Genomic DNA, 24,758 nt, shown 5'->3' on the forward strand with positions numbered 1-24,758 from the left:
ATCGCGGCATGCTTTCTCCCTCCCACATGCCGATCCCCTGACCGCTCCGGTTATTCTTTTCCCAACGCTCTGATGGTTCCCTTCATGGACGAGATGAAACTCCAAGACCTCAAGAACAAGACCGCCACAGATCTTCTGGCATTCGCCGAATCCGTGGCTGTCGAAAACGCCAGCGTCATGCGCAAGCAGGAACTGATGTTCGCGATCTTGAAGAATCTCGCAGCGCAAGAGGTCGAGATCATCGGCGAGGGCGTCGTCGAGCTCCTTCAGGACGGCTTTGGATTTTTGCGATCCGCCAATGCCAACTACCTTCCTGGCCCTGATGACATCTACATTTCACCTTCGCAGATCCGTCGTTTCTCGTTGAAAACCGGCGATACGGTGGAAGGTCCAATTCGCAGCCCGAAGGAAGGCGAACGCTATTTCGCGTTGCTGAAAGTCAACACGATCAATTTCGATGATCCGGAAAAGATTCGCCACAAGGTCCACTTCGACAATCTGACGCCGCTCTACCCCAATGAACGGTTCAAGATGGAGCTCGACATTCCTACCACCAAGGATATGTCGCCCCGTGTGATCGATCTGGTGGCTCCACTCGGCAAAGGCCAGCGCGGTCTGATCGTCGCGCCGCCGCGCACCGGTAAAACCGTGCTGCTACAAAACATTGCCCATTCGATCACCGCCAATCATCCGGAATGCTATCTGATCGTGCTGTTGATCGATGAACGTCCGGAAGAAGTCACGGACATGCAGCGTTCGGTCCGCGGTGAAGTCGTCTCCTCGACGTTCGACGAACCGGCGGTGCGCCACGTTCAGGTTGCCGAAATGGTGATCGAGAAGGCAAAGCGGCTGGTCGAACATGGTCGCGATGTGGTGATCTTGCTCGACTCTATCACCCGTCTTGGCCGCGCCTATAACACGGTGGTGCCCTCTTCCGGCAAGGTTCTGACTGGCGGCGTCGACGCGAATGCGTTGCAAAGGCCGAAGCGCTTCTTCGGCGCAGCCCGCAATATTGAGGAGGGTGGATCCCTCACCATTATCGCGACTGCTCTGATCGATACCGGCAGCCGCATGGACGAAGTGATCTTCGAAGAGTTCAAGGGCACCGGCAACTCGGAAATCGTGCTGGATCGCAAGGTGGCGGACAAGCGCATTTTTCCGGCTATGGATATCCTCAAGTCCGGCACCCGCAAGGAAGACCTTCTTGTGCCGCGCCAGGACCTGCAAAAAGTCTTCGTGCTTCGTCGTATTCTCGCCCCGATGGGCACCACCGACGCGATCGAATTCCTTATCGACAAACTCAAGCAGACGAAGAACAACGGCGACTTCTTCGATTCGATGAACACCTGAGCAAGCCCAGCGGGGCACGCTTGCCTGCCCGTGCTTGAGCAACATTGAAAAATACAGTATGGCAACCGCCGGGCGCGCCCGGCGGTTTTTATTTGCGCCCCTATTTTTCTACACAGGCTGGATATGACGTCGTCCCACGATACGATCTTCGCTCTCTCTTCCGGGTCGCTTCCCAGCGGCGTCGCGGTGGTGCGTGTCAGCGGGCCTGGCGTGGATCGGGTACGTGATCACTTTTGCCTGGACGATCTCGAAGCGAGACGGGCTCTGGTTCGGCCGGTAAAGCGGCCTGGCGGCGATCTCATTGACGCTGCGGTCATTCTCTACTTTGTCGGTCCACGATCCTTTACGGGGCAAGACGTGCTGGAACTGCAGTTGCATGGCGGCCGCGCCGTCGTGCGCGCGGTTCTCGATGAACTGTCGGCTATCCCAGGATGTCGGCATGCGGAGCCGGGTGAATTTTCTCGCCGGGCATTCGAAAACAACAGGCTTGATCTGAGCGAGGCCGAAGGACTTGCCGATCTGATTGCCGCTGAGACCGAGATGCAGCGCAGGCTTGCCTTGTCCCAGGCAAGAGGGGACCAATCACGGCTGTATCGTGACTGGATGGAGCGGTTGACCCGGGCAAGGGCATTGATCGAGGCCGAACTCGATTTTCCGGATGAAGATGACATCCCGGGTGCGATCAGCGATCAGGTTTGGCGTGACGTAAATCAAATCGGAACCGAAATAAAATCCCTTCTGGCGAGGGGAAAATCTGCGGAAATGGTGCGGGATGGCTTCCACGTCACCATCATTGGCAGACCAAATGCCGGAAAATCGAGCTTGCTCAATGCGTTGGCAAAACGCCCAGCCGCGATTGTTACTGATATCGCTGGAACGACGCGGGATCTGATTACGGTTGATCTCGATGTTGAGGGCTATCTGGTGCGCTTGACCGATACAGCGGGATTGCGTGAAGCTCCAGATGTGGTGGAAGCGGAGGGGATCAAGCGCGCCCGGGAATCTGCACAACAGGCTGATCTGGTGTTAAGCCTTCGGGAACATGCCGATCAAGGCGCTTATGAACATGTCGATTCGGATGTGGAACATTTAAACATTCGAACGAAGGCTGACGATAATTCGAACGACCCCGAGGCGCTGTCGATCTCTGTCGTGACGGGATACGGACTGGACCGTTTGACCAATGTCATTGCTGAACGCATCAGGAACTTTGCGGGCGATGGTGGGTTTGATCTTGCTCCAGCGCGGGCGCGGCATCGTAGTCTCCTTGCTTCGGCGCTGTCTCAAATCGACCTGGCATGGGCATCGGTAGATCTTCCACTGGAGATCCGTTCTGAAGCTTTACGGCTCGCAGCAAGAGAGCTTGGGCGAATAACTGGTTTTGTAGATCCCGATGATCTGCTAGGTGTAATCTTCTCGGAATTTTGCATTGGTAAGTGAAAGGTGATTCTCGCATTGCGAGTCTCACGTTTCACGTGAAACACTGACGCGCAACCGATTCGGAGGCGCAATGAACGGAGACTCACATGCATCGCCGATATGATGTCATCGTGGTTGGTGGCGGACATGCGGGTGTCGAAGCTGCTTCGGCCTCGGCCAGACAGGGTGCTCAAACCGCCCTGGTAACGCACAAATTCGAAACGATTGGGGCCATGTCCTGCAATCCGGCGATCGGTGGCCTTGGAAAAGGGCATCTCGTCCGAGAAGTCGATGCCTTGGACGGTTTGATGGGTCGCGTCGCCGACAAAGGCGGCATTCAATTTCGGATGCTGAACCGGCGTAAAGGCCCGGCTGTACGTGGGCCCAGAACTCAGGCCGATCGCCGGCTCTACAGGGAGGCGATGCAAGCAGAGATAGTGAATCACGCCAATCTCGAAGTTATCGAGGGCGATGTCGTTGATCTCACTTATGACGCGAGCGGCGTGTCCTCTATTTCTCTGGCCACGGGAGAAACGTTGGCTTGCGGGTCCGTCGTCCTGACAACAGGTACATTCCTGAGGGGGCTCATCCATATTGGCGATCGAAAGATCCCCGCCGGACGAGTGGGCGAAGATCCGTCTATCGGTCTTTCGGGGACGCTCGCCAAATTGGGGTTGTCATTGGGGCGATTGAAGACTGGCACGCCGGCGCGACTTGACGGCCGGACAATCGATTGGACGGGTCTGGAGCGGCAAGGCCCCGATGAAGACCCGTCGCCATTTTCTTTCATGACTGATGACATCACCAATCCGCAGATTGACTGCGGGGTGACTCGGACAACGCCGCAAACGCACAAAATCATTCAAGACAATATTCATCTGTCGGCAATGTATTCGGGTCAGATTGAAGGCGTTGGTCCGCGCTATTGCCCGTCGATCGAAGACAAGATCGTTCGTTTCGGGGAACGTGATGGTCATCAGATCTTCCTGGAGCCCGAGGGCCTGGATGATCCGACTGTTTATCCCAACGGGATTTCGACCTCCCTGCCGGAACATGTTCAAGACGCCTTTATCAGGAGCATTCCCGGGTTGGAGTCGGTGAAAATCATTCAGCCCGGTTATGCAATTGAATATGACCATGTTGATCCGCGCGAATTGTTGCCGAGCCTGGAAGTGAAGCGGTTGCCAGGCCTGTTCCTGGCGGGGCAAATCAACGGAACCACCGGCTATGAAGAAGCTGCCGCACAAGGTCTTGTTGCGGGACTGAACGCAGCACGACGGGTCGGCGGTCGGGAAGCCTATATCTTCAGTCGTACGGAGTCCTATATCGGCGTCATGATTGACGATCTGACGTCGCGCGGTGTCAGCGAGCCATATCGTATGTTCACATCCCGCGCCGAGTTCCGTCTATCGCTTCGCGCTGACAATGCCGATCAGAGGTTGACGCCTGTGGGGATTGAACTGGGGCTTGTTGGTCATGAAAGACGCCATCGGTTCGACGCTTTCATGCGGGATCTTGATACAGTTCGTTTTCAGCTGAAGGAGCACGCGCTTACTCCCAATGAAGCGGCTAAACATGGACTGCGCATCAATCAAGATGGACAGCGACGTACAGCCTACGAGCTGTTGTCATATCCGGATGTGACGTTGGATCGTCTTGGAGAGATTTGGCCCGAATTGAATTCGACGTCAAAGAAGAGCCGCGAAGCGATTGAAATTGAAGCGGCCTATGCGGTCTATCTTGATCGTCAGGCGTCGGAAGCGTCAGAAACACGCCGCGAAGAAGAGCGGATTATTCCGGATGATCTGGATTTTAGCGATTTGCCCGGCCTGTCTGCTGAGTTGAAATCGAAGTTGATCCGATTCAAACCGAGAAACATCGCCCAGGCTGCCAAAATTGACGGCATGACGCCAGCGGCTATCACACTCATCCTCACGATAATCAAAAAGCGCGAAATATTGCGGAAAGTTGGTTGATCCTTGGTTGCAATGCAGAAGAGTCTCCGCGCCAAACTGATCGGTATGGGTGTTTCACGTGAAACGCTGGATCGCTTGTCCACCTTTGCTGAAGTCTTTACAAAATGGTCTTCGGCGATCAACTTGGTCGCGCCTTCGACGCTTTCAGAGTTATGGGAGCGTCATATCCTGGATAGCGCACAATTGATGACGATCCAGTCAAAGCCCGGCATTTGGGTGGATCTGGGGAGCGGCGGTGGATTTCCGGGTGTCGTCACCGCAATTTTTCTGGCTGAATTCGGTGAAGGTCATGTGCATCTGGTCGAAAGCAACAACAAGAAAGCGGCTTTCCTTCGCGCCGCTTTGGCGGCGACCGGGGGGCGTGGCTCAGTGCATGCTGTTCGGATCGAGACGGCGCCCGATCTCATTGGTTCTTGCGACTTCCTGTCGGCACGTGCCCTTGCCGAGCTGGATTTGCTTCTCGACTACGCCCATCCCTGGGCGTTGAGGAATACAGATCTTGTCTGCTATCTGCACAAAGGCCGGGATTACCTCGGTGAGGTGGAAAAATCGCGTAGGCGCTGGTGCTATGATCTGGTAAAACACACCAGCATTGTGGAGCCGGATTCCGTGGTCCTTGAAATTCGACGGCTTCAAAAGAACTCCTGACCTCATTTTTGGTGGGCCAAATGAACAAGCCGAAGCATCGCATCATCACCATTGCCAACCAGAAAGGCGGAGTGGGAAAAACCACCACCGCGATCAATCTGGCGACCGCATTGGCTGCTATCGGCGAGAGGGTCTTGATCGTCGATCTCGATCCGCAGGGCAATGCCAGCACCGGTCTGGGGATCGATCGACGCAGCCGCCGGCTTTCCACATATGACCTTCTGGTTGGCGCTCACGGTGTCAATGACGTCGTCATGCCGACCGTTGTTCCCAATTTGGCGATTGCCCCGTCAACCATGGATCTCCTCGGCGTCGAAATGGAAATTGGTCAACAGCCAGACCGTGTGTATCGCCTGCGTCAGGCGCTAAGTAGCCCAGAAGCTGGCCAATATGATTATATCCTTATCGACTGCCCGCCGTCTTTTAACCTGTTGACGATGAATGCACTCGCGGCCGCTCAATCTGTCTTGGTGCCGCTGCAATGCGAGTTCTTCGCCTTGGAAGGTTTAAGCCAGCTTCTGGAGACAGTCGATCAGGTGCGCCGATCCGTGAATCCCGGTTTGGACATTCAAGGCATTGTGTTGACCATGTTCGATTCTCGAAACAATCTGGCTCAGCAGGTTGTCTCTGATGTGCGCGAACACCTGGGTGAAAAGGTCTATCATACGCTGATCCCGCGCAATGTGCGAGTTTCCGAAGCCCCCTCATATGGCAAGCCGGCGATTCTCTATGATCTGAAATGTGCAGGTAGCCAGGCCTATCTGCAATTGGCGTCGGAAGTCATTCAGCGGGAGCGGCAGCATAGCCGTGCTGCATAACATTTCGTTTTCGAAATAGTCTGGTGTTGATATGAACGAAGATCCCTCAAAGCGTCGTCTGGGACGCGGTCTAGCTGCTTTGATTGGCGAAATGGACCAACCCCTGTCGGTTCAGCAAGGCAAACCGATCGTCGGTTCCGACCGGCGCGTGCCGATCGAAATGGTCCTGCGGAATCCTCGAAATCCAAGAAAGAATTTTCTCGAGGAAGAACTTCAGGATCTTGCATCGTCTATCCGCCAACACGGTATTGTCCAGCCGGTTGTGGTGCGGCCGATGCCGGATGGCAAATTTGAGATTATTGCGGGTGAACGTCGGTGGCGCGCTGCCCAATTGTCGGGACTGGTCGATATTCCGGTCATCATTCGGGATGTGGATGATCGTACGGCGCTCGAACTTGCTATTGTCGAAAATGTGCAGCGATCGGATCTCAATCCGATCGAAGAAGCCATGGGTTATGATCAGCTGATTGCGGAACATGGCTACACTCAGAATGACCTCGGTGAAATCATCGGCAAGAGTCGTTCCCATGTCGCCAACAGTTTGCGGCTGTTGAAGCTGCCCGATCCCGTTCGCGACATGCTCTATGACGGGAAACTGTCGGCTGGACATGCTCGCGCCTTGATCCCAACATCCGATCCGGTGGGTCTTGCGCGGGCGATCGTATCCAAAGGCTTGTCCGTCCGCGATGCCGAGCGAATGGCCCAAAACGACATTAAGGGGCAGAATGGCGGTTCAGACAAGCCGAAGCCGGTGGAACCCGATGCGGATACATTGGCGCTTGAGCGGAGCCTTACCGACAAGCTCGGCCTGGAGGTCAAGGTTGCGCATAAAGGAGAAGGCGGTCGCATCATGATCGCCTATAAGACCCTGGATCAGCTCGAAGACCTGTGCCGGTTGCTGGAGAGAAATTGAATCCGGCTAATTAATTGCGTGACTGCTTGCCGCGACCCGCGATCAGCGTGGTGGCGAGCAATGTCTGCAGGGCGATGGTATCTTCAAGACTGTTGCGTCGACGGCATTGTAGAATGGCGAAATGAAGTCGGTTGAGTTCACGTGCGATGAGCTCTCCGGTCCAGGCGCGCAAAGCAGCTTCAATGATCGGTTTTCTGCGGAAATGAAGATGCCGACCGTGAGCGGCAATCGCATCGGCGGCGCTGGAGCGGCGTTCCTCCATATCGGAGCGCATCAGGTCGAGCAGTTGCAATTGCCGCATCACGCCTTGCATGATCAGGAAAACCGGGGTTTTCGAGGCGATAACCTTTTGCGTCGCGTGCAGAAAGCCATCGCGGTCGCCCTTTAACACCGCATCCACGGCGTCATCGGTAGAGATCGCACTTGCGTCGCCAATCACCGCAACCACGTCATCGGCCTCGATGGTCTGGCGTCCCCAAGCATAGAGAGCAAGTTTGCGGATTTCACCGCGCGAGGCCAAACGATCGCCGCCAAGCGAGTCAGCCAGAAGAGCGCGTGCGTCAGAACTGATTTTCAGGCTGAAGGAAGCCAGTTCTTCGTCGATCAGGCCATTCAGCGCCCGCGCGTCGTCGGCGTAGCATGGTATGGCGACTGCGGAAGAGGCCGATTCCGCCGCCTTCCGAAGATTTGCGCCTTTCTTGAGATCTCCGGCTTCGATGATGATCCAGGCGGAAAGGTCTTTGTCACCCCCCAGATTGGTGACCGCGTCCGCCAGGCCCTTGTCTGCGCCGGCGCCTTTGATCCAGATAAGTTTTTCGCCACCGAACAAGCCCGTGGAACGCGCTTCATCATAGAGACGTCCCGGATCTCCTGACAAAGCGGAGGCGTCCAGGCGCATGAAAGAAAAGGCGTCCTTGGTATCGACTTTCGTGGCGGCTGCCACTGCGTCCGCGCGCTCCGACACCAGGCCCCGATCCGGACCGTAAATGAGAAAGAGGCGGTGGTCGCCCAGCCGCCGCTTTATAAAGACGTCGAATTCATGCGCCTTGATTTCGGCCATGTCACCGGCCGAGCCAGGCGGCCAGATCGGCGCGAATGAGTTCGGCCAGTTCGCGGGCGGCGCGGTTCTCCGCATCGCGCGTCGCGCGGATCTTGGCGTATTCCTGGGTATTGAAGTCAACCAGCGCCACTGCGGAGCGGTGCCCCGTCTTGAGGACCTCTCCGGATGATTTCTTCGTCAGCGTGAAATCGGCCTTCAGGACTATTCTGCCGGCACGGTCCTGATCGGCGGAACTATCGACGAGAACGCCGACATTGCGGGTCTTCACGTCGATGTCGACCTCATAATCAGGCTTGGCCGGTTCCCCTGCCCCGCCCGATGTCAGGAAGATCAGGTTGTTGCGAACTTCGAGCTCGATCCTGTCATCGGCTTCTGAAAATTCGATCGATTTCAGCGCCTCGTCAACACCCGAACCTGTGGCGTAGAGGGGCCGGACCTGACATCCGGCCGAAATGAGCAACAAACCGAGGCCTGCAGCGGAAAAAATCCGATTCAGGGGCGTGGCGAGTTTCCTATCAGACGACGACATTGACGATCCTTTGCGGCACCACAATGATTTTTTTCGGCGTTTTGCCCTCGAGAGCAGCCTGGACCGCGTCAAGCGCCAGCACCGCCTGTTGGATCGAAGTTTGATCTGCATCGCGGGCGATTGTCAAATCGGCGCGCTTCTTTCCGTTGATCTGGACCGGCAGGGTGATTTCGTTTTCCGCCACCAGATCCTTGTCGAAGACAGGCCAGGCTGCTTCAGCCATCAGGCCCTGTTTGCCGAGAACAGTCCAGCATTCCTCGGCGAGATGCGGCGTCATTGGCGCGATAAGATGCACCAGAATTTCGGCGGCCTCGCGAACCGCCGCGAGATAAACGGCATCCGCCTTCCCGGTTGCGACCGTGGTCAGCGGCTGGGCCAGCGCGTTGACCAGTTCATAGATACGGGCCACGGCCTTGTTGAAGGCCAGCCGTTCATAATCGCCCTCGACCGCTTTCAAGGTCTTGTGGGCGGCCTGGGAAACCGCCAGCGCATCACCTTGCTTAGCCGGAGTCGCCTCGACGGTATTCAGCTGTTCGGCGGCTTCAGAGATCAGGCGCCAGACGCGCTGTACGAAGCGATGGGCGCCTTCGACGCCGCCTTCGGTCCAGATGACGTCACGATCCGGCGGCGAGTCCGACAGCACGAAGAAGCGTGCGGTGTCGGCGCCATAGGAAGCGATGATGTCATCGGGATCGACGACGTTCTTCTTGGACTTCGACATTTTCTCGATCGAGCCGATCGCGACTTCGGCGCCGCCCTCGAGCAGATAGGCCTTGCGCGAGCCTTCGACCTCTTCGATGCGGATCTGCGCCGGCTCGATCCATTCGCGCTGGGCGCCCTCGCCGCGGCTATAGGTTTCATGCACCACCATGCCCTGGGTGAACAGGCCCTTGAAGGGCTCGTCCAGACCCACATGGCCTGTTTCGCGCATGGCGCGGGTGAAGAAGCGGGAATAGAGCAGATGCAGGATCGCATGCTCAATGCCGCCGATATACTGATCGACCGGCAGCCAGGCGTCGGCGGTGGCGGGATCGGTCGGCGCATCTTCCCAGGGCGCGGTGAAGCGGGTGTAATACCATGATGAATCGACGAACGTATCCATCGTGTCGGTTTCACGTCGCGCATCATGGCCGCATTGCGGGCAGGCGACATGCCGCCAGGTCGCATGACGATCGAGCGGGTTGCCGGGCATGTCGAATGTCACGTCATCCGGCAGCTGCACCGGCAGGTCCTTCTTCGGAACCGGCACGACGCCGCAGACTTCGCAATGAATTACGGGGATCGGGCAACCCCAATAACGTTGGCGGGAAACGCCCCAGTCGCGCAGGCGGAAATTCACCTTGCGCTCTGCCTGCGGCGCGCCATGCAGATCGGTGGCGGCCAAGCGGTTGGCCACTTCGTCGAAGGCTTTCTCTGTGCTCATGCCGTCGAGGAAGCGCGAATTGATCATCACGCCGTCGCCGATATAGGCTTCGTCGGTGACGCGGAACTCATCCTGATTGGCGCCGTCCGGCATCACCACGGGCGTAACGGGCAGACCGTATTTGTTGGCGAAGTCGAGGTCGCGCTGGTCGCCCGAGGGGCAGCCGAAAATCGCGCCCGTGCCATAATCCATCAGCACGAAATTGGCGATGTAGACGGGGATTTCCCAAGTTGCGTCGAAGGGATGGCGAACACGCAGACCCGTGTCCATGCCCTTCTTTTCCGCTGTTTCCAGCGCAGCCAGCGAGGTGCCGGCACGTCGGCATTCGTCGCAGAATTCTGCGATCTTGTCATCCTTGGCGGCGGCCGCCTTGGCGACCGGATGATCGGCGGAGATCGCCAGGAAGGAAGCGCCGAACAGCGTGTCCGGACGGGTGGTGTAGACGGTGATATCCTTGAGATCGGCAAAGCCGTCATGCGCCACGACGTCCCAGCGAACGGTCAGGCCTTCGGAGCGGCCGATCCAGTTCTTCTGCATCAGCCGGACCTTTTCCGGCCAGTTCTCAAGCGTGTCCAGCTTGTCGAGCAGATCCTGGGCGAAGTCGGTGATCTTGAAGAACCACTGGGTCAGTTCGCGCTGCTCGACCAATGCGCCGGAGCGCCAGCCGCGACCGTCGATCACCTGCTCATTGGCGAGCACGGTCATATCGACAGGATCCCAGTTGACCTTGGAATTTTTGCGATAGACCAGGTCCTTTTCCATCATGTCGAGGAAGAGGTGCTGCTGGCGCTTGTAATAGGCGACGTCGCAGGTCGCGAATTCGCGCGACCAATCCAGTGAAAGGCCCATGCTTTTCAGCTGCTTGCGCATTGACGCGATGTTTTCGTAGGTCCAGTCCTTGGGGTGGACCTTATTCTTCATCGCCGCATTTTCAGCCGGCATGCCGAATGCGTCCCAACCCATGGGATGCAGGACATTATAGCCGCGGGCGCGCTTGAAGCGTGCGACGACATCGCCCATCGCATAGTTGCGCACATGGCCCATATGGATGCGGCCCGACGGATAGGGGAACATCTCAAGGACGTAATACTTCTCGCGCGGGTCGTTGTTGTCGGTCTCGAAGACTTTCTCTTCGTTCCAGCGTTGCTGCCAGCGGGGTTCGACCGCGCGCGGATTGTAACGTTCTGACGCCATTTTTCTTGTCCGGGACCCTGAATTCTCGATCAAATCGGGGGTGACCTTCATCATGAAAGCGGGGTCGCGTCAAGTTTTTAGGCGGCTGGAAGCGCCTCCCGCTCTTGGCAAAGACAGGGGGCGGAGGCTAGGTAGGCGCATCAAAGAAGGAGCCGTTCATGTCGACCGTCGACCGCTATCACGAGATCCTCGCCCGCATCGCCAAAGCCGCTGACGAGGCCGGAAAAGCCGCGCCACAACTGGTGGCCGTGACCAAGACATTTTCCGGTGAAGAGGTGCGACCGGTGATCGAGGCCGGCCATCGTGTCTTCGGCGAAAACCGGGTTCAGGAGGCTGAGGCGAAATGGCCGGCGCTGAGGGCGGAGTTCCCGGACATCGAGTTGCGGCTAATCGGGCCGTTGCAGTCCAACAAGGCCGAAGACGCTGTCGCCCTGTTCGATGTGATCGAGACCGTCGATCGCGAAAAGATCGCCCGGGCGCTGAAGACCGAGATGGACAAACAAGGCCGCAGCCCTCGCCTCTATGTGCAGATCAACACCGGGCTCGAGCCGCAAAAGGCGGGCGTCGCCCCGGATGACGCGCCCGCTTTCCTTTCCCTGTGCCGCAACGACCTGGGCCTCGCTATCGAGGGATTGATGTGCATTCCCCCGGCGGACGAAAATCCCGGTCCGCATTTTGCGCTGCTCGCCAAGCTGGCCCGGGAAAATGGCGTCGACAGAGTGTCGATGGGCATGTCGGGCGATTTTGAGATCGCCACGGCCATGGGGGCGACGAGCGTCCGTGTGGGCTCGGCGATCTTCGGTTCACGCTGAAACTGGTCGCGGCTGGGTCGCCACCACCGTCAGAAACAGCAGCATGGAGAGAAGCGCCAGAAGGCTGCCGGCAATCGCCAGCCCCTCCCCCTCTCCTTGCACCGCGAGCGCAATTCCGGGCGCAAAGATCACAACCGCGAGATTGGCGACGATAACTTGGATCACCGCCAGGCGGCGCGTGCCTGACCCCGCCGTCAGCGCGTAGTAGCAGCCGAACAGCGCCAGAAGCACGCCACCGACCAGATTGAGATGGGCGTGCGCCGGCGCCAGCGTGTGATCCTGCGCGATGCCCATATAGATGCCGAGCACCATGCCGATGGTGAGATAGAGTGCGGATGCGATCCAGCAGCTGCGCGAAAGTGTGTTCATGATGTCCTCCTGGGCGCGCTTGCCATTCCAGCCTTGCGCTTTGTCAATTCAAACGATTGTATCGCGCCGCATCTAACCCTTTGGTCGGATTGTCCCCATCCGCTCCTTCACGATAATTGCGCAATAGGCGGTTTCGATCGGGAGGCGGAAACGATGACGGGCGGATACAGGGATGTTTATGCGATTTGGGAGCGAGATCCGCTGTTCTTTTGGAAACAGGCTGCGGAGAAGATCGACTGGTTCCGCGCGCCCACCAAGATATTCGACAAGAGCCTGGGAGTCTATGGCCGCTGGTATCCGGATGGTGTGACCAACACCTGCTACAATTGTCTCGACCGCCATGTCGAGGATGGGCGCGGGGACCAGCTGGCGTTGATCCATGACAGCCCGATGACCAACTCCGTCACGCGCTACAGCTATTCCGAAGCGCTTGCCGAGGTGAAGGCGATCGCAGGTGTTTTAAGCAGTCTCGGGATCGGCAAAGGCGACCGGGTGGTCATCTATATGCCGATGATCCCAGAGGCGGTGTTCTCGATGCTGGCCTGCGCGCGGCTGGGCGCGGTGCATTCGGTGGTGTTCGGCGGCTTTGCCGCCCATGAACTGATGCATCGCATCGAGGATTCTGAAGCCAGGCTGGTGATCACGGCGAGTTGCGGGCTGGAGCCCGGCCGCGTGGTGCCCTACAAGCCGATGGTCGACCAGGCGATTGCCGATGGCACGGTAAAGCCCGATCATGTGCTGGTGTTGCAGCGGCCGCAGGCGATAGCCGAGATGGTCGAGGGGCGGGATGTGGATTTCGCCGCCGCCTGCGCAGAGGCTAAGGCCTCCGGGCGCGACCAGATCGCCTGCGAACCGGTTCTGGCAACAGATCCGCTTTATATTCTCTACACATCGGGGACGACGGGCCAGCCGAAGGGCGTGGTGCGCGACAATGGCGGCCACATGGTCGCGCTCGCCTGGTCGATGGAGAACATCTATGGCGTCAAGCCGGGCGAGGTGTTCTGGTCAGCGTCCGATATCGGCTGGGTGGTCGGCCATTCCTATATCGTCTATGCGCCGCTGATCAACGGATCGACCACCATCGTCTTCGAAGGCAAGCCGGTCGGCACGCCGGATGCCGGCACCTTCTGGCGGGTGATCGCCGAACATGGCGTCACTGCGCTGTTCACAGCGCCGACAGCGTTCCGCGCCATTCGCAAGGAAGACCCCGAGGCGGATTTCGTCGACAAGTACCCGATGCCGGCGCTGAAGGCGCTGTTTCTTGCCGGTGAGCGGGCCGACCCCGAAACCCTCAAATGGGCCGAGCGTCATCTCGGCGTGCCGGTGATCGATCATTGGTGGCAGACGGAAACCGGCTGGGCGATCGCCGCCAATCCCTTCGGCCTCGATCTCCTGCCGGTCAAGCACGGGTCGCCGGCGCTGCCGATGCCGGGCTATCAGGTCGATGTGGTCGATGACGCCGGCCATCCGGTTGCCAACGGCGTGCTCGGCAATATCGTCATCAAGCTGCCTTTGCCGCCGGGCTGTCTCGCGTCCTTCTGGAACGCCGACGACCGGTTCCGCAAAAGCTGCCTTGAGGAATTTCCGGGCTATTACAAGACCGCCGACGCCGGCTATCGCGACGAGGACGGCTATCTCTTCATCATGGCCCGCACCGACGACATTATCAATTGCGCCGGCCATCGCCTGTCGACGGGACAGATGGAGGAGGTCTGCGCGACACATCCGGATGTCGCCGAATGCGCCGTCATCGGCGTGGCCGATGAGTTGAAGGGGCAGATTCCCTGCGGCTTCCTGGTGCTCAAGAACAATGTTTCACGTGAAGCCGCGGCGATCGAAAAGGAAGTGGTCAATCTCGTCCGGCAGGAAATAGGCCCTGTCGCCGCCTTCAAGATGGTGATCCCGGTCGCAAGGCTGCCCAAGACCCGCTCTGGCAAGATCCTGCGCGGCACGATGCAGAAGATCGCCGACCGTCAGCCCTGGAAAATGCCCGCCACCATCGACGATCCCGCCATTCTCGGCGAAATCGAGGCGGCGCTGAGGGCGCATGGTCACTGAGCTTGAGGCGACTATTTATTGCACGCATAGAAAAAGGCCCGTCGCGCCAGGATCGGGCCTTTTCAAATTTCTGTGATTGTCTTCGATCAGTACTGATCGTCGTCTTCGTCGACGCGGTTCGCCGAAAGCGACTTGAGCTTGGCGAAGACGGCGTCGGCGTCGATTTCCTTGAAATCGTCGTGGTCGGCGACGCGTTCGGTCTCGCGAGCCGATTCGAGCGTGGCGCCCTGCTCTTCTTCCGTCTGGAACGGACGATTGCGGGCGGCCTTGTCGACTTCCATGTCCAGATCGATCTGCGAGCAGAGGCCCAGCGTCACCGGATCCATCGGGGTCAGATTGGTGGAGTTCCAGTGGGTGCGCTCGCGGATCTGCTGAATGGTGTTCTTGGTGGTGCCGACCAGGCGCGAGATCTGCGCATCCTTAAGCTCCGGATGATTGCGCACCAGCCAGAGAATGGCGTTGGGGCGATCCTGGCGCTTGGAGACAGGCGTATAGCGCGGGCCCTTGCGCTTGGATTCGGGAACGCGAACCTTGGGTTCGGAAAGCTTCAGCTTGTGGTTAGGATTGGCTTCGGCGCGGGCAATTTCCTCGCGCGACAACTGGCCGGTCGAAATTGGATCGAGGCCTTTGATGCCCTGGGCTGCTTCGCCATCGGCGATCGCCTTGATTTCGAGCGGATGCAGTTTGCAGAACTGCGCGATCTGGTCGAACGACAGCGCCGTATTGTCGACCAGCCAGATCGCAGTCGCCTTCGGCATGAGCAGCTGTTGAGCCATGGATACAATCCTTCTGAGCCGCCTGCGCCGGGGTCGCAGGCCGTTTGTGTTTGCCACAATGTCCGGGGAATTGGGCGCTTATAGCCCAAGCGTCGCGAAATTGCAATTGTTTGCAAATCCGTTGACCAAAGTCTCATTGCCGCGGCCATTTCCGGTGCTATGTTATTGTCATCCAACCGCAAAAGAGTTGCGGTTCCGAGCGAACGAATTGGGAGGAGCCAATGTCCGCCAAAGTGTATCCGGTGCTAAAGCCGGCAAAAACGCGCGCGCTGATCGACGATGAAAAATACCAGAAATGGTATGAGGAAAGCGTTGAGAACCCCGACAAGTTCTGGGGCAAGCATGGCAAGCGCATCGATTGGTTCAAGCCTTACACCAAGGTCAAGAACACCTCGTTCAAGGGACGAGTGCCGATCAAGTGGTTCGAAGACGGACAGACCAACGTCTCCTATAACTGCATCGACCGTCACCTGAAGACGCATGGCGAACGCACCGCCATCATCTGGGAAGGCGACAACCCCTATATCGACAAGAAGATCACCTATAACGAGCTTTACGAGCATGTTTGCCGCATGGCCAATGTGCTCAAGAAGCATGGGGTCAAGAAAGGTGATCGCGTCACCATCTATATGCCGATGATCCCGGAAGCGGCCTATGCGATGCTCGCCTGCGCCCGCATCGGTGCGATCCATTCGGTCGTGTTCGGCGGTTTCTCGCCGGAAGCGCTGGCCGGCCGCATCGTCGACTGCGAATCCACCTTCGTCATCACCTGCGATGAGGGCGTGCGCGGCGGCAAGCCGGTGCCGCTCAAGGAAAACACCGATATCGCCATCGATATCGCGGCGAAGAACTACGTGATCGTCAACAAGGTGCTGGTCGTGCGCCGCACCGGCGGCAAGATCGGCTGGGCGCCGGGCCGTGACCTCTGGCATCACCAGGAGGTCTCCACCGTCAAGGCGGACTGCCCGCCGGTGAAGATGCGCGCCGAAGACCCACTCTTTATCCTCTATACGTCGGGCTCCACCGGCAAGCCGAAGGGCGTGATGCACACGACCGGCGGCTATCTGGTCTATGCTTCGATGACGCATGAATATGTGTTCGATTATCATGACGGCGACATCTACTGGTGCACGGCGGATGTCGGCTGGGTCACCGGCCATTCCTATATCGTCTATGGGCCGCTGGCCAATTGCGCCACGACGCTGATGTTCGAAGGTGTGCCGAATTTCCCGGATCAGGGCCGTTTCTGGGAAGTGATCGACAAGCACAAGGTCAATATCTTCTACACAGCGCCCACCGCCATCCGCTCGCTGATGGGCGCTGGCGACGACTTTGTGAAGCGCTCGTCGCGTTCGACGCTGAAACTTCTGGGTTCGGTCGGCGAACCGATCAATCCGGAAGCCTGGGAGTGGTATTACAATGTCGTCGGCGAAGGAAAATGCCCGATCGTCGACACATGGTGGCAGACCGAAACCGGCGGCATCCTGATTTCGCCGCTGCCGGGCGCCACAGACCTCAAGCCGGGTTCGGCGACGCGACCGTTCTTCGGCATCAAGCCTGAACTGGTCGACAATGACGGCAATCCAATCGAGGGCGCGGCGGACGGCAATCTGTGCATCACCGACAGTTGGCCTGGTCAGGCCCGCTCCGTCTACGGCGATCATGACCGCTTCATCCAGACCTATTTCGCCACCTACAAGGGCAAATACTTTACCGGCGACGGCTGCCGGCGCGACGAAGACGGCTATTACTGGATCACTGGCCGCGTCGACGACGTGCTCAATGTTTCGGGCCACCGGCTCGGCACGGCGGAAGTCGAATCGGCGCTGGTGTCGCACCATCTTGTTTCGGAAGCCGCCGTGGTCGGATATCCGCATGATATCAAGGGCCAGGGGATCTATTGCTATGTGACGCTGATGTCGGGCGTCGAGGGCAATGACGCTCTGCGGGCCGAGATGGTCAAGCATGTCAGGACGGAAATCGGCCCGATCGCCTCACCTGACAAGATACAGTTCGCGCCGGGCCTGCCCAAGACCCGCTCTGGCAAGATCATGCGCCGGATTCTGCGCAAGATCGCCGAGGACGATTTCGGGGCGTTGGGCGACACCTCGACGCTCGCCGATCCCGGCGTCGTCGACGAGTTGATCGCCAATCGACAGAACCGGCAGATGAAAAAGGCGTCATGACATAGAAGAGGGGCTGGCGTTTTTGCGCTGGCCCCTTTCAACAACCCTGCCGGCTAACGATCTCTTCGACCTGTTCGATCGAATGACAGACATTCTCACAGGGTATGCCGTCATTGTCGCCATCAGCGCGACGATAACCCGCGCACCACAGCGTGACAGCCTCTTCGCAGGACGACATCTGTTTACAGCTTAGTCTGATCGCTTGAACAGTGGGCTGCGGCGGGCGCGCGGTCATCGCAAGGGGCTGCGGGATCAGCGACAGAGACAAGATAAGAAACAACGGCATGACAGGACTCCTGCCGGAGCCTTAACCACCAAAAGCGAACAATCCACCAACGCGCCGCAACCTCAGCACGAAGTCGGTGCTTTCTTTCCGCCGCCGTATGGCCGCGCCAGACCGGCGGCGAGCAGGAGATCGGAGGCGTCACTCGTCTCGCCGAAGGTGAGGCGCGCCACCACCCGACCGAAATATTTGTCGGCGTCGATATCGGAAAGTTGCAGATCCCCAGCCTGCAGACGCTCTTCGAGCAAATCGCGCGCTGCGCGCGCCCTGTCCCGCTCTTCAGGACAGCGGCTTTTCAGCTCTGGCGTGTCGACGCCGCGCAAGCGCACCATCACAGAAATGGTCTGCTGCGGCCAGGGGCGGGCATTGACCAGCACCGTGTCGCCATCGATGACCGACACAAGCTCTGCCGCCACAGGACCGTCGACATGATAGCGGCGGCTGCCTTCCGCACAGCCATGTGTAGAGTTCGCCCCCAACAGAGCGAGCGCGAGAACCTGTGATGGAACGAGCAGTCGAAGCGATCTGAACATGAAAGGAAAATATTCCGAATTCAGACCGCAATCAATAGGAATTCTTTCAGATCAGAAATCGATTGCGCGGCCGTTGATTTCCCAATCGCCGAAGCGGGCGGGATCGGCGCCGCCGCGACCGCCGACTTCCGGCGGCTGCGCCTGCGCCTCGGCCGCCTTACGGCGTTCCTCGGCTTCCTGAAGGGCTCTAAGCGCCGCCGGTGACAGCGGCTTGCCGCCGGTTTCGTCATTGTCATTATCGGCTTCGGTCATGGTTCTACCCGGATTGAATTTTATCGCGTCTCTTCCCATGTCATTGCACGCAGGCGGAATTCAAGACCCGCATCAAGGAGAAACGGATGAATTACGTCAAGACAGCCATGTTGCTCGCCTTCATGACGGCCTTGTTCATGGGCGTCGGCTTCATGATCGGCGGACGTGGCGGCATGATGATCGCTCTGGTGGTCGCCGCCGGCATGAACCTGTTTTCCTGGTGGAATTCCGGAAGCATGGTGCTGTCCTCTTATGACGCGCAGGAGGTGAATGAGTCGAGCGCGCCGGAATTCCATCGGATGATCCGCGATCTCGCCGCCCGCGCCAATCTGCCGATGCCGCGCGTCTATATCATCAATTCCGACCAGCCGAACGCCTTCGCCACCGGCCGCAGCCCCGACAGCGCCGCCGTGGCGGCGTCCACCGGTCTCTTGCAACGGCTGACGCCGGAAGAGGTCGCGGGCGTGATGGCGCATGAACTGGCGCATATCGAAAATCGCGATACGCTGATCATGACGGTCACCGCCACCCTGGCCGGGGCGATCTCCATGCTCGGCAATTTTGCCTTCCTGTTCGGCGGCAATCGCGACGAGCGCAGCAATCCTCTCGGCTTCATCGGCGTGTTGGCCACGATGATCATCGCGCCTTTCGCCGCCATGCTGGTGCAGATGGCGATCAGCCGCACACGCGAATATGCCGCCGACCGGCGCGGCGCCGAAATTTGCGGAAACCCCCTTTGGCTCGCCTCCGCGCTCGAAAAGATCGCCACGGCGGCGCATCAGATTCCCAATCCGCGAGCGGAAGCCAATCCGGCCACTGCGCATATGTTCATCATCAATCCCCTGTCGGGTGAGCGGATGGACAATCTCTTCTCCACTCATCCCAACACCGAAAACCGCATTGCAGCCTTGCAGGAGTTGGCGCGGGGAATGCGGGCCGCGCCCGAGCGTCCGCAGCCCTCCCCGCCGCGCCAGGAACCCGCCGCTCAGCCATCGCAACAGCGCCCCAGCCCTTGGGGGGCCTCGACGGATCGGCCCGCGCCTGATAATCCCGGTCGCAAAGGTCGCTCCGTGCCCAACATCACCTGGGGGCGCGGCGACCGCAAACCTCCCGAAGGACCTTATTCTTGACCAAAACATCCGGCCGCCCTCCCCGCAAGACGTCCTACAGACAGGAGGCCGAAATTTCGGACAAGCCGGGTTACGCCGCCCGCGCCGCGGCGGCCAAGATGATGGCGGCCATCGTCGACCAGAAGACGCCGATGGATGGCGTCATCGACGATGATCACGGAAATCCCGCCTTTCGCGCCTTGTCAGGCGCCGACAAGGCGCTGGTTCGCGCCATTCTCAACTCCGGTCTTCGCCATCTCGCCTGGATCAACGCCATTCTCGACAGCTATCTGCAAACGCCGTTGCCAGATGGAGCGCGGCATTTGCGCTATGTGCTCGCGGTCGCCGCCGCCCAGATCCTGTTTCTCGACGTGCCCGATCACTCCGCCGTCGATCTGGCGGTCGAGCAGGCCCGCCTCGATCCGCGATCGACGCGTTTCGCCAATCTCGTCAACGCGCTGCTGCGACGGCTGAGCCGTGAAAAGGATGAGGCGCTTGCCCGCGTCGCGGCCGACGTTCCGATCTTTCCCGCCTGGTTTCAGAAACGACTGATCGCTGCCTATGGCGCGGATGTGGCGCGCAAGATCGGCTGCAATTTCATCACGCTGCCGCCTCTCGATCTCACCGTAAAGACCGATCCGCAGGGTTGGGCGGAAAAGCTGGGCGGCGCCGTTTTGCCGACAGGCAGTGTACGGCTGACCGAACTCCATGGCGCCGTTACCGAACTCCAAGGATTTGACGCGGGAGACTGGTGGGTGCAGGACGCCGCAGCCGCGATTCCCGCCAAGCTGATGGGCGACATATCCGGCAAGCGGGTGGCTGATCTTTGCGCCGCCCCTGGGGGCAAGACGGCGCAGCTCGTTCTCGCAGGCGGAAAGGTGACGGCGGTCGAACAGTCTGCCAGCCGCATGAAACGGCTCAAGGGAAATCTCGCCCGTCTTGGCTTCGAAGCCGATTTCGTGGTTTCGAAACTCGAAGATCTCAAGCCGGAAGAACTTTTCGACGCCATCCTTCTCGATGCGCCCTGCTCCTCGACCGGCACCATTCGCAGGCATCCCGATGTCGTCTGGACCAAGAGTTTCGACGATGTCGCCAAGCTCGCTTCGGTTCAGCGCCGCCTGCTCGACGCCGCATTTGCAATGCTTGCAAAGGGCGGGCGTCTGGTCTTCGCCAATTGTTCTCTCGATCCGATCGAGGGCGAGGAATTGATCGAAGGCTTTCTCAGGGAAACGCCATCCGCCCGGATGCGCCCTGTAAACCCCGAAGAATTTCCGAATATTCCCACCGAAATAATACGTAACGGCCAGATTCGCACCACGCCTGACATGATGAACGGCGTTGACGGCTTCTATGCCGCCGTTATCGAAAGGGCTGAATAACTGATCTTGCCGATGGCGGCGCGGTCCATGGCTCTGTAAGCATTCGAATCGGGCCTGAATCTTCCAAAAATTGGAGCGAGGTCTTTACATCGCGCTGTATTAGGAAAATTGTATTGGCTGAATGCTGGATCACCATCTGTTGGAAAAACATGGGACGCCGCCTCGGTCATGAGTGAGCGCATGCGACGGGCTTTGGGGCGGCTGACCGCCTGGAGAATTGCCGCCCTTCCGAGCCTGCGCCGTCCGCCGGATCGACTGCTGGTGGCGCCGACCGATCTTCGCGCGGCGGATCCCTTCGTCGCTGAGGAAATCGCCGAAGGGCGTTTTCCCCTGGCGGGGCGGTTGCTGGTCAGCGAGGGACGATCGCCGTTCCTGCTCGAATTGCCGTCGAAGGAATTCGCCAATCGCCTGCATGGGTTTTCCTGGCTTCGGCATGTCCGAGCCTCCAAGAATGATGCGCATGCTGCTGTCGCCCGGCGGTTGACCGATGAATGGCTGGCCGCGCATGGCCGCCAGATTTCCGGTTTCGTCTGGGAGCCGGGCCTTGCCGCCCAAAGGCTGATTGCCTGGTTGTCTCATTCCACAGTGCTGCTTAAGAACACCGACATGGCATTCTATAGGCGGTTCCTGCGATCGATATCCGATCACGTCCGCTATCTCGAAGCCATGGCGCCTTCGAGCGCCGACGGAATGCCGCGGCTGACGGCGCGCATCGCGCTTGCGATGGCGTCGCTGGCGACGCCGACCTCGGACAAACGGGTGGCGCGGGCTGCAGAACTCCTGGACGCCGAGCTGGAACGGCAGATCCTGCCCGATGGCGGTCATATCTCCCGCAATCCGCGCGCAGGCCTCGAAATCTTGCTCGACTTGCTGCCGCTCAGGCAGACCTATGTCAATCTCGGCCATGATTTGCCGGCAAGGCTCGTGCCGACCATCGACCGAATGTTTCCGGCGTTGCGTTTCTTTCGTCATCAGGGCGGGGAACTCGCCTTGTTCAACGGCGCGACTTCGACGCTCGCACGCGAACTGATGTCGGCGCTGCGCTATGACGAGACGGCGGGCGCGCCGTTCAGGGCCTTGCCGCATATGGGCTATCAGCGGCTGTCCGCGGGCAGCGCGGTGGTATTGATGGATGTCGGCTTGCCGATTTCTGCTGATATGTCGCGCGAGGCGCATGCCGGCTGTCTGTCCTTCGAGCTGTCGTCTGGGAAAAACCGCTTCATCATCAATTCCGGCTCGCCGCATTTCGCCGGCGATCATTATCGGCAGCTCGCCCGCGCCACAGCGGCGCATTCGGCGTTGACCTTGAACGACACCTCGTCGGCCCGCATGGTCAGGAAGAAGACGGAAGGCGCGCCCTTTCTCGAGGGACCGAGCGCGGTTGCGTTGCGCCGTCATGACGCCGAAGAAGGCGGCCAGGCGGTGGCCGCCTCGCATGATGGCTATGTCGCTCCGTTCGGCCTGGTGCATGAGAGGACCATCAGCATCAATTCCACCGGCGCGTTGTTGCGTGGCAAGGACCGGCTGAAGACCGCCGACGGCGCAGATGTCGGCGAGGACCGGCTCGACAAGGTGTCGATCCGCTTCCATATCCATCCGCAGATCGACATCCGCCGCATCGACGAGAACGAAGTGCGTTTGCTTGCGCCGGATGGCGAACAGTGGACCTTCGTCTGCATGGACGCGGAAGTGCTGATTGAGGACGATGTGTTCTTCGCCGATCCGAGCGGCGTGCGCGCCTGTCGGATGCTGGAGCTTGCCTATACCGCCGGCCTTCTGCCGGAAATCCAGTGGGTGTTGACCCATCGCGGCCCGGGCTGACCGTCGAAAGACCTGACTGGCCCGAAAGCGGGGTTTAAACCACGCGCCGCCTGTGCTAACGGCGCGGCAGACATCGCTTTCAGGGGGATCATGGCATGGCCGTGCAATCGAAACGAATTCCCGCGCCGGATCTGGTCACGGTGAAGACCGCGCTCATCTCGGTATCGGACAAAACAGGCGTGGTGGAGCTCGCCCGCGAGCTGGTTGCGCTCGGGGTCGCCATTCTGTCGACCGGCGGCACGTTCAAGGCGCTGTCGGAGGCGGGCGTGTCCGTCACCGACGTGTCCCAGGTCACCGGCTTCCCGGAAATCATGGATGGTCGCGTCAAGACGCTGCATCCCAATGTGCATGGCGGCCTTCTCGCCATCCGCGACGACGTCGATCACCAGAAGGCGATGGCGGATCACGGAATTTCCGCGATCGATCTGTCGATCATCAATCTCTATCCCTTCGAAGAGGTCCGGGCCAAGGGCGCCGATTATCCCGAAAGCGTCGAGAATATCGATATCGGCGGCCCCGCGATGATCCGCGCCTCGGCCAAGAACCATGCCTATGTCACCGTCATCACCGATCCGGCCGATTACGCCACGCTGGTCGAACATCTGAAGGCCGAGGGCGCGACGCCCTACCGCTTCCGGCAGTTGATGGCGCAGAAGGCTTACGCCCGCACCGCTGCCTATGATACGGCCATCGCCAATTGGATGGCTGGGGATCTCGGCGTTGACGCGCCGCGCTACCGCACCATCGGCGGCGTATTGCGTGAGGAAATGCGTTACGGCGAGAACCCGCACCAGAAGGCGGCCTTCTATGTGACCGGCGAAAACCGTCCGGGCGTCGCCACTGCCGCGCTTCTGCAGGGCAAGCAGCTCTCCTACAACAATATCAACGACACCGACGCGGCGTTCGAGCTGGTGGCGGAATTCGCGCCTGAAAAGGGTCCGGCTTGCGCCATCATCAAGCACGCCAATCCTTGCGGTGTCGCCACCGGCGGTTCGCTGCGGGAAGCCTATCTCAAGGCGCTGGCCTGCGACTCGACCTCGGCTTTTGGCGGCATCATCGCGCTGAACTCGCTGCTCGACGCGGAAACCGCACGGGAAATCGTCAAGCTGTTCACCGAAGTGATCATCGCTCCCGACGTGTCCGACGAGGCCAAGGCGATCATCGCCGCCAAGCCCAATCTGAGACTTTTGACCACCGGCGCACTGCCCGATCCGCGCCATCCCGGCCTGACGGCCAAGACCGTATCCGGCGGCCTCTTGGTGCAGGCGCGTGACGCCGGGGTGATCGACGATGTGACGCTGAAGGTCGTGACCAAGCGCGCCCCCACCGCTCAAGAGATCGAGGATCTCAAATTCGCCTATACGATCGCCAAGCATGTGAAATCAAACGCCGTGGTCTACGCCAGGGATGGACAGACCGCCGGCATCGGCGCCGGCCAGATGAGCCGAGTCGATTCGGCGCGCATCGCCGCCATCAAGGCCGAGGATGCGGCGAAAGCGGCGGGCTGGGCGGAACCGAAGACCCGTGGGTCGGCGGCGGCGTCGGAAGCCTTCCTGCCTTTCGCGGACGGTCTTCTCTCGATGATATCGGCTGGCGCCACCTCGGTCATCCAGCCCGGCGGCTCGATGCGCGATCAGGAAGTGATCGATGCGGCGGATGCCCATGGCGTCGCCATGGTGTTCACCGGCATGCGCCACTTCCGCCACTAAACGGATAGGCGCATAATAGAGGCCCGCCTTCTTCACCGGAAGGCGGGTTTTTTATGAAGTAAATAAACCTCCACCTACGGTGGAGGACTGGACGAGTTCTACATAGTAGTTGAGAGACCTCTGGCTTGGACCGTTAGATTG

At 59.5% G+C, this 24,758-nt stretch carries 21 protein-coding genes; 13 read left to right on the plus strand and 8 right to left on the minus strand.

What is annotated here, in order from left to right:
- The first annotated feature begins 84 nt into the window (after positions 1–84).
- The 6 genes from rho to M2360_RS23785 all read left to right on the plus strand — a co-directional run bounded on the left by rho (position 85) and on the right by M2360_RS23785 (position 7,124).
- A complete protein-coding gene (gene rho / locus M2360_RS23760) occupies positions 85–1,350 on the plus strand; it encodes a transcription termination factor Rho (protein ID WP_280777873.1) in 1,266 nt (421 codons plus the stop codon).
- Positions 1,351–1,473: 123 nt separating this feature from the next.
- Positions 1,474–2,790, plus strand: a complete 1,317-nt coding sequence (gene mnmE / locus M2360_RS23765; RefSeq protein WP_280777874.1) for a tRNA uridine-5-carboxymethylaminomethyl(34) synthesis GTPase MnmE — start codon at positions 1,474–1,476, stop codon at positions 2,788–2,790.
- Between the two features lie 86 nt (positions 2,791–2,876).
- Entirely contained in the window at positions 2,877–4,745 is a 1,869-nt protein-coding gene (mnmG, locus tag M2360_RS23770; RefSeq protein ID WP_280777875.1) for a tRNA uridine-5-carboxymethylaminomethyl(34) synthesis enzyme MnmG, read from the plus strand.
- Positions 4,746–4,757: 12 nt separating this feature from the next.
- Positions 4,758–5,393: a 16S rRNA (guanine(527)-N(7))-methyltransferase RsmG gene (locus M2360_RS23775; protein ID WP_280777876.1), complete on the plus strand. Its 636-nt coding sequence runs from the start codon at positions 4,758–4,760 to the stop codon at positions 5,391–5,393.
- A gap of 20 nt (positions 5,394–5,413) precedes the next feature.
- Positions 5,414–6,211: a ParA family protein gene (locus M2360_RS23780; RefSeq protein ID WP_280777877.1), complete on the plus strand. Its 798-nt coding sequence runs from the start codon at positions 5,414–5,416 to the stop codon at positions 6,209–6,211.
- A gap of 31 nt (positions 6,212–6,242) precedes the next feature.
- Positions 6,243–7,124 (plus strand): ParB/RepB/Spo0J family partition protein, encoded by an 882-nt coding sequence (locus tag M2360_RS23785; RefSeq protein WP_280777878.1) that lies wholly within the window; start codon positions 6,243–6,245, stop codon positions 7,122–7,124.
- A gap of 10 nt (positions 7,125–7,134) precedes the next feature.
- On the opposite strand, the gene holA is transcribed toward M2360_RS23785, so the two are convergent.
- Genes holA through leuS form a run of 3 tightly spaced genes read right to left on the minus strand, consistent with a single transcriptional unit; the run spans position 7,135 to position 11,330 of the window.
- Positions 7,135–8,184: a DNA polymerase III subunit delta gene (holA, locus tag M2360_RS23790; protein WP_280777879.1), complete on the minus strand. Its 1,050-nt coding sequence runs from the start codon at positions 8,182–8,184 to the stop codon at positions 7,135–7,137.
- Between the two features lies 1 nt (position 8,185).
- Complete coding sequence (gene lptE, locus M2360_RS23795) at positions 8,186–8,713, minus strand: LPS assembly lipoprotein LptE (protein WP_280777880.1); 528 nt, start codon at positions 8,711–8,713, stop codon at positions 8,186–8,188.
- Entirely contained in the window at positions 8,700–11,330 is a 2,631-nt protein-coding gene (leuS, locus tag M2360_RS23800; protein ID WP_280777881.1) for a leucine--tRNA ligase, read from the minus strand. The genes lptE and leuS overlap by 14 nt, the downstream gene beginning before the upstream one ends.
- A 158-nt stretch (positions 11,331–11,488) precedes the next feature.
- On the opposite strand from leuS, the gene M2360_RS23805 reads away from it, so the two are divergent.
- Complete coding sequence (locus M2360_RS23805) at positions 11,489–12,142, plus strand: YggS family pyridoxal phosphate-dependent enzyme (RefSeq protein WP_280777882.1); 654 nt, start codon at positions 11,489–11,491, stop codon at positions 12,140–12,142.
- Here M2360_RS23805 and M2360_RS23810 read toward each other — a convergent pair.
- Complete coding sequence (locus M2360_RS23810) at positions 12,134–12,511, minus strand: hypothetical protein (protein WP_280777883.1); 378 nt, start codon at positions 12,509–12,511, stop codon at positions 12,134–12,136. The two genes, M2360_RS23805 and M2360_RS23810, sit on opposite strands and share 9 nt — an antisense overlap.
- A gap of 153 nt (positions 12,512–12,664) precedes the next feature.
- Here M2360_RS23810 and M2360_RS23815 point away from each other — a divergent pair, with 153 nt between their 5' ends.
- Positions 12,665–14,569 carry a propionyl-CoA synthetase gene (locus tag M2360_RS23815; protein WP_280777884.1) on the plus strand — a complete coding sequence of 635 codons (1,905 nt, stop codon included), beginning with the start codon at positions 12,665–12,667 and terminating at the stop codon, positions 14,567–14,569.
- A gap of 86 nt (positions 14,570–14,655) precedes the next feature.
- Here M2360_RS23815 and M2360_RS23820 read toward each other — a convergent pair whose 3' ends face one another.
- Positions 14,656–15,345: a DUF1013 domain-containing protein gene (locus M2360_RS23820; protein ID WP_280777885.1), complete on the minus strand. Its 690-nt coding sequence runs from the start codon at positions 15,343–15,345 to the stop codon at positions 14,656–14,658.
- A 221-nt stretch (positions 15,346–15,566) separates the two neighbouring features.
- On the opposite strand from M2360_RS23820, the gene acs reads away from it, so the two are divergent.
- Positions 15,567–17,531 (plus strand): acetate--CoA ligase, encoded by a 1,965-nt coding sequence (gene acs, locus M2360_RS23825; RefSeq protein WP_280777886.1) that lies wholly within the window; start codon positions 15,567–15,569, stop codon positions 17,529–17,531.
- 37 nt (positions 17,532–17,568) lie between these two features.
- Here acs and M2360_RS23830 read toward each other — a convergent pair whose 3' ends face one another.
- The 3 genes from M2360_RS23830 to M2360_RS23840 all read right to left on the minus strand — a co-directional run bounded on the left by M2360_RS23830 (position 17,569) and on the right by M2360_RS23840 (position 18,599).
- Positions 17,569–17,817 (minus strand): excalibur calcium-binding domain-containing protein, encoded by a 249-nt coding sequence (locus tag M2360_RS23830; protein WP_280777887.1) that lies wholly within the window; start codon positions 17,815–17,817, stop codon positions 17,569–17,571.
- 62 nt (positions 17,818–17,879) lie between these two features.
- Positions 17,880–18,347 (minus strand): thermonuclease family protein, encoded by a 468-nt coding sequence (locus M2360_RS23835; protein WP_280777888.1) that lies wholly within the window; start codon positions 18,345–18,347, stop codon positions 17,880–17,882.
- Between the two features lie 51 nt (positions 18,348–18,398).
- On the minus strand, positions 18,399–18,599 hold the full coding sequence (locus tag M2360_RS23840) for a DUF1674 domain-containing protein (protein ID WP_280777889.1): 201 nt from the start codon (positions 18,597–18,599) through the stop codon (positions 18,399–18,401).
- Between the two features lie 86 nt (positions 18,600–18,685).
- Here M2360_RS23840 and htpX point away from each other — a divergent pair, with 86 nt between their 5' ends.
- The 4 genes from htpX (at position 18,686) to purH (ending at position 24,617) form a co-directional block, all read left to right on the plus strand.
- Positions 18,686–19,729 (plus strand): zinc metalloprotease HtpX, encoded by a 1,044-nt coding sequence (gene htpX / locus M2360_RS23845; RefSeq protein WP_280777890.1) that lies wholly within the window; start codon positions 18,686–18,688, stop codon positions 19,727–19,729.
- Positions 19,726–21,087: an RsmB/NOP family class I SAM-dependent RNA methyltransferase gene (locus M2360_RS23850; protein WP_280777891.1), complete on the plus strand. Its 1,362-nt coding sequence runs from the start codon at positions 19,726–19,728 to the stop codon at positions 21,085–21,087. The genes htpX and M2360_RS23850 overlap by 4 nt, the downstream gene beginning before the upstream one ends.
- A gap of 180 nt (positions 21,088–21,267) precedes the next feature.
- On the plus strand, positions 21,268–22,908 hold the full coding sequence (locus M2360_RS23855; RefSeq protein ID WP_280777892.1) for a heparinase II/III family protein: 1,641 nt from the start codon (positions 21,268–21,270) through the stop codon (positions 22,906–22,908).
- 95 nt (positions 22,909–23,003) lie between these two features.
- Positions 23,004–24,617 carry a bifunctional phosphoribosylaminoimidazolecarboxamide formyltransferase/IMP cyclohydrolase gene (gene purH, locus M2360_RS23860; protein ID WP_280777893.1) on the plus strand — a complete coding sequence of 538 codons (1,614 nt, stop codon included), beginning with the start codon at positions 23,004–23,006 and terminating at the stop codon, positions 24,615–24,617.
- Positions 24,618–24,758 lie beyond the last annotated feature (141 nt).

The sequence above is a fragment of the Rhizobium sp. SG_E_25_P2 genome (genome assembly GCF_029892285.1).
Taxonomy (GTDB): Bacteria; Pseudomonadota; Alphaproteobacteria; order Rhizobiales; family Rhizobiaceae; genus Rhizobium_E.

Coding starts and splice junctions, on each gene's coding strand:
- rho (WP_280777873.1), top strand. CDS start 85: ATGGACGAGATGAAACTCCAAGACCTCAAGAACAAGACCGCCACAGAT.
- mnmE (WP_280777874.1), top strand. CDS start 1,474: ATGACGTCGTCCCACGATACGATCTTCGCTCTCTCTTCCGGGTCGCTT.
- mnmG (WP_280777875.1), top strand. CDS start 2,877: ATGCATCGCCGATATGATGTCATCGTGGTTGGTGGCGGACATGCGGGT.
- M2360_RS23775 (WP_280777876.1), top strand. CDS start 4,758: ATGCAGAAGAGTCTCCGCGCCAAACTGATCGGTATGGGTGTTTCACGT.
- M2360_RS23780 (WP_280777877.1), top strand. CDS start 5,414: ATGAACAAGCCGAAGCATCGCATCATCACCATTGCCAACCAGAAAGGC.
- M2360_RS23785 (WP_280777878.1), top strand. CDS start 6,243: ATGAACGAAGATCCCTCAAAGCGTCGTCTGGGACGCGGTCTAGCTGCT.
- holA (WP_280777879.1), bottom strand. CDS start 8,184: ATGGCCGAAATCAAGGCGCATGAATTCGACGTCTTTATAAAGCGGCGG.
- lptE (WP_280777880.1), bottom strand. CDS start 8,713: ATGTCGTCGTCTGATAGGAAACTCGCCACGCCCCTGAATCGGATTTTT.
- leuS (WP_280777881.1), bottom strand. CDS start 11,330: ATGGCGTCAGAACGTTACAATCCGCGCGCGGTCGAACCCCGCTGGCAG.
- M2360_RS23805 (WP_280777882.1), top strand. CDS start 11,489: ATGTCGACCGTCGACCGCTATCACGAGATCCTCGCCCGCATCGCCAAA.
- M2360_RS23810 (WP_280777883.1), bottom strand. CDS start 12,511: ATGAACACACTTTCGCGCAGCTGCTGGATCGCATCCGCACTCTATCTC.
- M2360_RS23815 (WP_280777884.1), top strand. CDS start 12,665: ATGACGGGCGGATACAGGGATGTTTATGCGATTTGGGAGCGAGATCCG.
- M2360_RS23820 (WP_280777885.1), bottom strand. CDS start 15,345: ATGGCTCAACAGCTGCTCATGCCGAAGGCGACTGCGATCTGGCTGGTC.
- acs (WP_280777886.1), top strand. CDS start 15,567: ATGTCCGCCAAAGTGTATCCGGTGCTAAAGCCGGCAAAAACGCGCGCG.
- M2360_RS23830 (WP_280777887.1), bottom strand. CDS start 17,817: ATGCCGTTGTTTCTTATCTTGTCTCTGTCGCTGATCCCGCAGCCCCTT.
- M2360_RS23835 (WP_280777888.1), bottom strand. CDS start 18,347: ATGTTCAGATCGCTTCGACTGCTCGTTCCATCACAGGTTCTCGCGCTC.
- M2360_RS23840 (WP_280777889.1), bottom strand. CDS start 18,599: ATGACCGAAGCCGATAATGACAATGACGAAACCGGCGGCAAGCCGCTG.
- htpX (WP_280777890.1), top strand. CDS start 18,686: ATGAATTACGTCAAGACAGCCATGTTGCTCGCCTTCATGACGGCCTTG.
- M2360_RS23855 (WP_280777892.1), top strand. CDS start 21,268: ATGCGACGGGCTTTGGGGCGGCTGACCGCCTGGAGAATTGCCGCCCTT.
- purH (WP_280777893.1), top strand. CDS start 23,004: ATGGCCGTGCAATCGAAACGAATTCCCGCGCCGGATCTGGTCACGGTG.